Here is a 6,194-nt window from a genome sequence, read left to right as displayed (position 1 = left end):
TTCAGTTTTCCGGGCCGCCCATCGCGGCCTCGATGGCTGGCGACAGACCGGAGGCGATCGACCCGCACCCCGAAGGGGCCGGCACGCAGTAGAGGGCGGCCAGGGCACGACTTTCTTGGTTGCGCGAGGAATGGGCGCGCAGCGGCCAGGGGAAGAAAGTCGTAACCGGCTGTTGCGGGGATAAGAGCGAGGCGGCGCTTAAGCGACGCCGCCCTTCGGTCAGACATGCCAATCGAGGACGACGTGGGTCGTGCCAGAAGAAACGGCCGAGGAAAACGACACTGGCGACCATCGAAGCCTTGACCGACGAAACAACCCGATCACCGCTCACCGCACACTTCTTTCAATTCTCAGGCTCACGGGTCGATGCCCGAAGCGGAAAGGTAGGCGTGCTGGCCTGCCGTCAAGAGAGCCATGCGGCCCGAAAGTGAATCCGCAGGCCGCGAGCGAGATTTACTCGGCACAGCGACGACCTGTGCAAAGTCAGAACGTCGTCCTCCCTGAAGGACGGCACACAAGGCCACAATCAGGTCGCGCAGCACGAGGAATGAAGAGACGCTGGCCCTCGAGCGACCAACAGGAGGCCGCATCTCTGAGCTGAACCACCGGATAACTAGGGGCCGGCAAGCGCCGGCGCCAATCACGTTCGCTCATCATACATCATGCTGCCTCTTCGACCTCAGCGGCCTTCGGCTGCTGGCCGTGCAGATAGGCGACGGCGCGTTGCGCATGCGCGGCAGCCGAGAAGATGAAGCGCTTCTCACTCGATAACACTTCCAACCACGATGCGAGGTAGCTTGCATGATCAGGTCGCAGTTCGAGTTCGGGAGAGATCCCGAGATCCGCGCAGAGGAAACAGCTCCCGAGTTCGGCAATCAACTCTTCGCGCGCGCGTTTGCTCCGATCCTTGCTGTAACGCCTGAGATCGCGATTGAGGCGGTGAGCGGGAGCGGTCCAGTGCACGGTCTCATGGGCTCTGACGGCGACGTAGGAGGCGGTGTCGCGAAAACTTTCGATCGTCGGCATCTGAATGTGATCGGACGAGGGCGCGTAAAACGCCCTTGAACCGCCATGCCGAACAATCGCGCCGGTATTGGCAAAAAAAGCGTCGGCGCTCGCGTTACGCTCGATCGTTGATGCGACGGCGGGCGGCCGACCGTAATAATGTTCGGGCAAGCCATCGATTTGATCGACGCAAAACACGGTATAGGCCTTCAGGAAGGGGATATCCCTTTCGACTTCGTCGCCGTGAGCGTCGGTCTCTGTCTTGGTGAAGCGGCTCGCATAAACCACGGTGCTGCCGGTCTCGCCCTTACGGACATGCGCGCCGAGTTCGCTGGCCTGCTTGAACGTCATCCAGATCGGAGAGCGGAAGCCGCGCGCGGCGGCTTCTGACCAAAGCAGCACGACGTTGATGCCCGTATAGGGCTGGCTGTTGTGTCGCAGCGGTCGCGTGATGTGGCCTGCGATATTCCCGGCCGCCCAAGGTTGGACCCAAGGGCGCACACCGCGTTCGAGCTGCGCGACAATGCGGTCCGTGATGCGGGCGTACAGGTCGCCTCGCACCTTTTCTCCGTTCCTGTTCATTATAATGACCTCCGTTGGGGAGGCCGCGCCCATCGCGCCTCCTCACGGGTCCGCCAACGCCGGGCCCAAGGTCCGCGCACCCACCGGGGTCCCCATTGCGCAAGCGCAATGGGGTGGTCCTTAGGGCCGAAGCAGCGCGAAGGACGGCAAAGCCGTTGCGCGGGCATAGGGTCCGGCGCAGGACCACGGACCGGGAGGAGTCGACGATGGCACGCAGCGCGGGCAGGCGCCCTTTGTTGTCGCGGCGGCACGAAAAAAGGGCCGGTCTGGAGGACCGGCCCATGAGATGGCTGCAGTGGAAGAGGCGCGGGGCCGAGGCCCCGCACTGACGGTTAGTCGAACGCCGACATTTGCGCCTTGGCCGTCTTCCGCCCGACGGTGTCGGTCGTGTTATCGACGGGACGCTCGAAAGGCTTCCAGGTCTCGCCGACGACTTTTTCGTAGGCGGCAACAGTGCCCTCGGCAGCCATGCGAAGGGCGTGAGACTGCACGCCCATGTCAGCGGCGAATTCACGCTTGCGCTGTGCCTGGCTATCGAAGCCGACCGGACCATCGCGGTCCTCATCGCGGCCGTCGTTGGCGAGCTTGGCGGTCGCGTCTCGCGCTTCGGTGACTGCGCGGGTGTAGAACTGGCCGGCGCCATGCGCGGAGCCGACATAAGCGCCGACGATCCGTTGAAGGTGAATTTGCATTGCGCGTTCACTCAGGCCGTCCTTGAGCGCGTCGGCGGTTTCGATGACGAGCCGCTCATGCAGATCGCGGATGCCGTCGCTGTCCAGGATCGCAAGGCCGAAGCTTTCGGAGATGCGCTGCGCCTGTGCCGCGTCGGGGCAGGCGAGCCGGACCATTTCGAGAGTGGTGCCCTTGCGAAGCGGGATGACACGGGCGCTGGCGCGAGAGGAACGAGCAGGTTTGGTCATGGTGAATTCCTTATCTGGTTTCGCCGTCGGCTCGATCCGGCCCCTGCCGGACCTCCCTTCGGGTGCGGTCGCCGAGCGCCGCCGGGATGAGGGCCGCTTCAAGGTCCGGGGACCGCCAGGCGAGCAAGGCCCGGCTGCGGACAAGCAGGGTCCAGCTTGCTGGGGCCCTGCGCCGGACGCGGCCGGGCCTTGCCGAGATCGGCGGTCTCTGGTCGCTTGCGACTTGGCCTTGAAGCGGACCGCCGGCGGCGCAGACCGCAGCAAACCCGAGGGGAGAGCCGACAGGGTCCGGGCGGGTTGCCGAAAACTTGGAAAGGTTCGACCCTGCAGAGCCCAGCTCCGCGCTGTGCTCAAGACGTTCGCCTGAGCGAACCGCAAGGTCAGCTTCGGCCCGGTAGGCCGCAGCGCCGTGCCGCTTCCGCGGACGACAGTCGGCAGGACCGAGACACTCGTCCTTGCGATGTACGCGCTCCGGGTCGTCATGAGGGGGGGCGAGACTCCGGCGCGCATCGAGCCCGCAACGTTTCGATCGCACCATCCTGCCGGGCGAGCTTTCGCGAGACTGTCTCCGGCAGATGGCGGAACTGCACCGGCAGCTTCGCCGCGATCTCCTTCGGTAAGGTCGTCGAGCAGCTTCAGGACCGTGCCGCTCTGGCCGGCATAGACGAGCACTGTGCGTCGGCCGCGAATGGCCTGCGGCCAGCGCTCGCCGGCATAGCCGCGATAGTCGTCATGCGTGCTCGACCAGATGTGCTCGAGCCGCTCGTCGCGCGTCATCGCGCGCACGGGCCGTGACTCGCGCTCGATGATCGCCGCCTTCATCCGATCGGGCGACCGCCGATCGGAAAGATCGCAATAGCCATGGAACCAGCGCCGCTTTCCGTCGATGGCGAGGGCGAAGAAGATGCTGGTGACGCTGCCCGTCATGAATTCGCGCATTGCAAACATATCGCCGCGCATCCAAAGCGGCGGCAGGATGTCGAGCATGTAATCATGCTCGGACTCCGCGATCTCGAACCACTCGCCAGCGAACAGCCGCTGGGCCTCTCCCTCGGCTATGGCGGGGTTGCCGCGATGGCGATTGAACATGCGGTGCATTTCGTGGCGCGTCGCGACGCCTTCAAAGACTTTGCGGACGGACGGTGAAATGTGCATCGGCGGCTCCTCTTGGCCTGGCCGGACTGACAGCGCGTGCAATCCGCCTGATCCTTTCGTCACTTCAGTCCTTCATCACACCTCCTCACCGGCCGCATCGCAGGTCCGGCGGGTCAAGGGCCGCGGAACGCGGGCGAAGCTTCACCCTTGACGCGGCGGCCGGGCGTGCGGCAGCGCCTCATTTCATTTCCCTTTCCTCATTGTTCGACCTCCTTTTTCCTTCCCTCAACGCCGAAGGATCGGAGACCCACTCATGCGGAGGCCTTGGCGCAGCCTGCGCGTCGCTGTCGCGCGCCACATCAAGTGGTCGCCGTCAGGCCTTTAAATCCTCATTCCAGTCGCCCGCGCAGGGTCGCAATCGGTCATACCGCGCACTTGCGTCCGCCGCGATGGCGCGAACACGATCGGCGTAGATGTCGCCTTGCCGATTGTTGTCGGTCGCCGCCACGAGGCAAGCGTTGGCGCGTTTGGCCAAGCCGCGGATGGCACCATCGGTTGCGGGCGACCAACCGCCGCCGGTGCTGACATAAAGAGTGTCGGCACGCGCGGCCTCGATCGCGGCGAGGCTCATCGCATCAATAGCCGCCTCGGTGATGCAGATCCGCTCGGATTCCTCCGACCCAAAGCGAAACAGCTCCTTGGCGCCTTCCGTGGCGAAGCCCCGCCATGCCGGTCCACGCTCCTCCCAGCCTGTGAGCGCTCCAGCAGAATCGATATGCGCAGCCCACATGCTGCCTCGGGGGCCCTCTCGCAACAGGTCGCTAGCGACCGCGTGCTTCACGATGTTTGCCGGCAGCCGGCGCTCGCCGGTGAGATAGCGCCAGGCTGGCGAGCCGGGGCGCGGCCTGAAGCGATGTCCCCACCGCTCTACAATGGAGGCGACGGCCTTGGGCCTTGCCGGGCGCTGCCACGCTGGCGCGCAGGGGACGAAGCCAACCAAATCCGCAACACGATCACATGCCTCGACGAAGCCATCGGCACCGAGATGTTTGGCGAGCGTAAACACGTCCCCTTTCGCCGGCGACAACGGATCGAACCAGCCGCGGCCCTGGTGGATGACGATGATGATGTTGGTGTCGCGGCGGTACTTGATCGCACGCCGGGTACTTTCCTTGAGGTCAACCTTCCAGCCGTCTTTCTCCAAAAGGGCCGCGCAGCCGACCTTTTCGCGCAGCTCTTCGATTGCTCTCTTGTCCATTGTTTGTACCGGCGTCGCGCAGGCGACGACCGGCCCTTTCTTCTGTTGGTCTCACTTGTTCCTGGCCTTGCGGCACATCTCCGACCGGCCGCGAAGCCTGCCGGGCGCAAGGGCGCGCGGACAAGCTGTCGAATTTGTCAGATGGCTGGGCGCGGCGAAGCTTCCCTTGCAGCCGGCATGGCGCCAGCGGCAGCCGGTCACCCGGCTCAATGAGCCGGGCACCAGGGATCGTATTCATGGACGATGGCGTCCTGGTCGCCGTCGTATTCGCTGGAGACCATCACGCCAAACTCGTTCTCACTCTGGAAAAGGATGACAGGCACCATCAGCGTGCGGGCCAGATCGAAGGCGTGGTTCTGAGCGAGGGCGAGATTGTGCGACATTGAAGGCTCCCGTCTTGCGGCGGGGACCATCCCCGCTCGACAGGCGCCGACGTGTTCGGGGGTGGCTGCGGTCACCTCGTAGGCGGAGCCGGAGAGGTCGCACGCTTGCGTAGCGAACCCCTTGCGGGTTGATCGTGGAAGGCCGCACCAGAACCAAGGAACGCCCATTTGAGAGCGGGGTTGGTCCTTCACCAGGAGCATATGAGCCGAAACGCACATGGCTCGTGCCACGGATGCAGTGTCGATCTGTTGACTGCGAGAACAGCCGCCGTTTTATCCGGAGCGAACGTCGACTTGGCCGCCTTGCCGTCGCTCCGCGAAGTTTCCGCTGCCGTTCGATGTCCTCTAGGCCAAAGGCGTCGCTTGCATTTACGGGTTCAGGTCCGATGCTTATGCGCGGGGTTCCGATAGACTCGGCAGTTGGCTTGTTCGGGGACTCGGGCCGCTTCGCGTCAGCGATGGCAGTCCGTAAGGGCGAAGACCCGCTCGCGGGGCTTCAGTGCAGCCCCCAGCCCGGCCCGCAGGGCGACGCCCGCTTTCTTCGCAACCAGAGGCGCACAACAGCGCATATATTTTCCGAGATCGATCGCTGAACACCTCAATGGCTTTCGGTATTAAACTTCTGAATCGAGAAGGCTGATCGATTCGATAAATTAATTGGACGGTGCTTTCGACAGTTGCGATTCTTACGCATGTCCGAACTCACGGTGCCATACCTCGTGCTCCAACGGTGCGATCCGGCCTGCAACATGGCCAGGTTCTATGTCCTCACGATCGAGCCGACTCTGTTCGGTGACACGGCGTTGGTGCGCGAATGGGGCCGCCTCGGCCAACGCGGCCGCCGGCGGATGGATCTGTTTGCGGGGAGGGTCCAGGCCGTCGAAGCGCTCGAGGCGTGGCTCGTCCGTAAAAGGCGCCGTGGTTATGTTCCAAAGGACCCCGCGCCTTGAA

The 6,194-nt window shown here is 64.1% G+C and carries 5 protein-coding genes and 1 pseudogene; 1 reads left to right on the top strand and 5 read right to left on the bottom strand.

All coding sequences use genetic code 11. From position 1 onward, the window contains the following. Positions 1 to 660: 660 nt before the first annotated feature. The 5 genes and pseudogenes from XH80_RS04200 to XH80_RS04180 all read right to left on the bottom strand — a co-directional run bounded on the left by XH80_RS04200 (position 661) and on the right by XH80_RS04180 (position 5,243). Positions 661 to 1,587: an ArdC family protein gene (locus XH80_RS04200; RefSeq protein ID WP_271597460.1), complete on the bottom strand. Its 927-nt coding sequence runs from the start codon at positions 1,585 to 1,587 to the stop codon at positions 661 to 663. Positions 1,588 to 1,919: 332 nt separating this feature from the next. Then, the gene (locus tag XH80_RS04195; protein WP_271597459.1) at positions 1,920 to 2,507 is read right to left on the bottom strand and encodes a hypothetical protein; all 588 of its coding nucleotides are present in this window, start codon (positions 2,505 to 2,507) and stop codon (positions 1,920 to 1,922) included. A 557-nt stretch (positions 2,508 to 3,064) separates the two neighbouring features. Beyond that, positions 3,065 to 3,662, bottom strand: a pseudogene (locus XH80_RS04190) (DUF1419 domain-containing protein); the annotation flags it as partial. A 313-nt stretch (positions 3,663 to 3,975) separates the two neighbouring features. Beyond that, positions 3,976 to 4,860, bottom strand: coding sequence for a DUF3991 and toprim domain-containing protein (locus XH80_RS04185; protein ID WP_271597458.1), 885 nt, complete (start codon positions 4,858 to 4,860; stop codon positions 3,976 to 3,978). A 206-nt stretch (positions 4,861 to 5,066) separates the two neighbouring features. Then, positions 5,067 to 5,243, bottom strand: coding sequence for a hypothetical protein (locus XH80_RS04180; RefSeq protein ID WP_271597457.1), 177 nt, complete (start codon positions 5,241 to 5,243; stop codon positions 5,067 to 5,069). 692 nt (positions 5,244 to 5,935) lie between these two features. Between XH80_RS04180 and XH80_RS04175 the strand changes: the two genes are divergently transcribed. Next, positions 5,936 to 6,193: a WGR domain-containing protein gene (locus XH80_RS04175; RefSeq protein WP_271597456.1), complete on the top strand. Its 258-nt coding sequence runs from the start codon at positions 5,936 to 5,938 to the stop codon at positions 6,191 to 6,193. The last annotated feature ends 1 nt before the right edge of the window (position 6,194 follow it).

Origin of the sequence: Bradyrhizobium sp. CCBAU 45384 (assembly GCF_028128665.1) — a bacterium.
Classification (GTDB): domain Bacteria; phylum Pseudomonadota; class Alphaproteobacteria; order Rhizobiales; family Xanthobacteraceae; genus Bradyrhizobium; species Bradyrhizobium manausense.
This window is presented reverse-complemented; position numbering and strand designations above follow the sequence as displayed.